Here is a 2,591-nt window from a genome sequence, read left to right as displayed (position 1 = left end):
TATTTGGTATACTGAGAAGACGATTCAAAATGGCTGGTCTCATGACGTGCTTGAATTTCAATTGGATAGTAATTTGTATGCAAGGCAGATTGAGAAACCTAAAATACAGAATTTTAATGGTAGATTGCCAGACGAACAGAGCGAACTTGCTGTAAATGAAGATGAATTTTATGTAGACCTGCTCTTTTATAATTTTAAGTTACATTGTTTTGTTGCAATAGATCTTAAGACTGGGAAATTTACGCCAGAAATGGCAGGAAAGATGAACTTTTACTTGTCAGCATTAGATGATATGGTAAAAACGGATTTGGACAATCCTTCTATTGGATTGATACTTTGCCGAAATGAGAATAAACTGGTCGCTGAGTATGCGCTGAAGGATATGAAAAAGCCCATAGGTGTTACAGAGTATAAACTGTTTGATGATTTACCAAAAGAATTACAAGATACAATGCCGTCAGTAGAAGATATAGAAACACGTGTCATGAAAAAATATGAGTGCGACTAATTCGGCACACGAGTGTGCCGAATTGAAAAAATGGTTTCACAAAAAAGTATAAATAAATTTATAGTATCCAAAAATGATAACATATCGGGAGTTATTGAACGTCCAATAGATGAACACATAAGAGCATATATTGGAATCCCTAATGGTTATTGCTATTAATGAAGAAAATAACTTCAAATTTAAGGAGATAAAGGAATGTATCCTTCAAGAATGAGTTGCCTATATGTGTCCCAAACCTTTGAAGAAGCTGAGAACTGGGGAAAGTTTTTTGCTGAAATAGGACGACCTACATATAGCATTGTAAAATTGGAAATAGAAGGTAATTCTTTTGTTGGGGACGCTACAAAATGTTTTGATGGACAATTAGATAAGCAGGACAATCTTATGCTCGCAGACTTGTATTGGAAGAATGAACCCGATAATGCAAGTGAGTCATCAATTTATGAAACCTTAGTTGATGGGAAAATTACTGTGGTTGAAATAGTAAAAGAAATAAATTTAAATTTATAAAGCTGAATAACGAAACTAAATAGATAGATCGGGTGTGTATCGCTGATTCTATTTTTCTATCTATGCGTTAATTTAAGATTAAATAGCATTTTTCAACAGATAAAAACCAAGTAGAGAAAAATAAATTTGAGAAGGTGACATTTATATATGCATAAATATAACGAATTACTTGATAACTTTGTAACGCAAAGTAGAGCTGTCTTAGAAAATAATCTTGTAGGCATATATCTTCATGGTTCTGCCGTTATGGGATGTTTTAATCCTAAAAAAAGCGATATTGATTTAATTATCGTTGTTAAAAATGATATTTCAAACAAATGTAAATCACAATATATGGATATGGTTGTTGAACTAAACAAGAACGCACCAGCAAAAGGAATCGAGTTAAGTATAGTGAAAGAATCTGTATGTAATCCATTTGTATATCCGACACCTTTCGAACTACATTTTTCAATAGCGCATCTAAATTGGTATCAAACAAATCCAGAGGAATATGTTGATAAAATGAAAGGTACGGATAAAGATTTAGCTGCACATTTTACAATACTATATCACCGTGGAAAATGTGTATATGGGAGATCGATCAGAGAAGTTTTTGGAGAAGTGAGTAAAGAAGATTATTTGGACAGCATATGGAATGATATTGCAGAGGCTTCGGAGGAAATTGTTGATAATTCTATGTATATCATACTCAATTTGTGTAGGGTACTTGCTTATAAACAAGATGGACTAATTTGTTGTAAAGCAGAGGGTGGAAACTGGGGAATGAAAATGCTGCCTGAAAAATATCATAGGATTATTGTAGAAGCATTAAAAGAGTATTCGGAAGATATTCCTTCAAAAGCGGAGGAATGGGAACTGAAAGAGTATGCGGAATATATGTTAGGGCAGATTGGATAAAGATAAAATTACGAATCTAAGAAAAGTGATAGGAAGAAAAGATTACAGCATATCTTCGCGCATTTGTGAAAGACGAACAAACTCATACGATTCAAATGGGACGTGTACTTACGCGTGAACATGGAGTTGCTATTATGAAAAATGGAGGAATTAATGGATAGTCTTAATAAAAAATATAACTTTATAAAGCATGAAAAAATTTGCACAGGAATGTCTGGAGATGTTAAATATAAAGTAGAGGATAAGAATGGAAGGCATTATCTTTTACGTGTTGCAGAAATTGGTGAGTCTGAATTAAAACAACATGAGTATAACTTAATGAAAGTTTGGAATAACGCAGAGATACCAATGCCAGAAGCTATTGATTTTGGATGCTGTAATGACGGAAAGAATGTATACACATTGTTAGAATGGGTAGAGGGGATAGAAGTACAGAAAGTGCAAAAAGAATTAGATAGTAAGGAACAATATAGATTAGGCAAAGAATCAGGAAATATTCTTAGTTTGATACATAATTCGATGGAACAAAAAATTTCAGATGAATGGTATGATAAGTACTTTAAGGTTATTGATGAAAGAATACAAGCATATATAGATGAGGATGAACATTTTGATGGTGATAGTATCATTCTGGAGTATTTAAAGGAAAATAAAGAATTGATAAAAAATCGAC

General features: G+C 32.7%; 4 protein-coding genes. All 4 read left to right on the top strand.

What is annotated here, in order from left to right; genetic code table 11:
- The coding region (locus tag RMR19_RS17705) for a PDDEXK nuclease domain-containing protein (RefSeq protein ID WP_310604830.1) at positions 1 to 508 on the top strand (508 nt) is incomplete at its 5' end.
- Positions 509 to 703: 195 nt separating this feature from the next.
- Complete coding sequence (locus RMR19_RS17700) at positions 704 to 1,018, top strand: DUF2441 domain-containing protein (RefSeq protein ID WP_310604829.1); 315 nt, start codon at positions 704 to 706, stop codon at positions 1,016 to 1,018.
- Positions 1,019 to 1,165: 147 nt separating this feature from the next.
- Positions 1,166 to 1,918, top strand: coding sequence for an aminoglycoside adenylyltransferase domain-containing protein (locus tag RMR19_RS17695; RefSeq protein ID WP_310604828.1), 753 nt, complete (start codon positions 1,166 to 1,168; stop codon positions 1,916 to 1,918).
- Positions 1,919 to 2,071: 153 nt separating this feature from the next.
- Positions 2,072 to 2,591: phosphotransferase (locus RMR19_RS17690; RefSeq protein ID WP_310604827.1), on the top strand; the 520-nt coding region annotated here is incomplete at its 3' end.

The organism is Anaerosporobacter sp., assembly GCF_031551385.1.
GTDB lineage: Bacteria > Bacillota > Clostridia > Lachnospirales > Lachnospiraceae > Anaerosporobacter.
This window is presented reverse-complemented; position numbering and strand designations above follow the sequence as displayed.

What these genes read in the sequence shown, in the direction of transcription:
- RMR19_RS17700 (WP_310604829.1), top strand. Translation starts at nt 704, where the DNA reads ATGTATCCTTCAAGAATGAGTTGCCTATATGTGTCCCAAACCTTTGAA.
- RMR19_RS17695 (WP_310604828.1), top strand. Translation starts at nt 1,166, where the DNA reads ATGCATAAATATAACGAATTACTTGATAACTTTGTAACGCAAAGTAGA.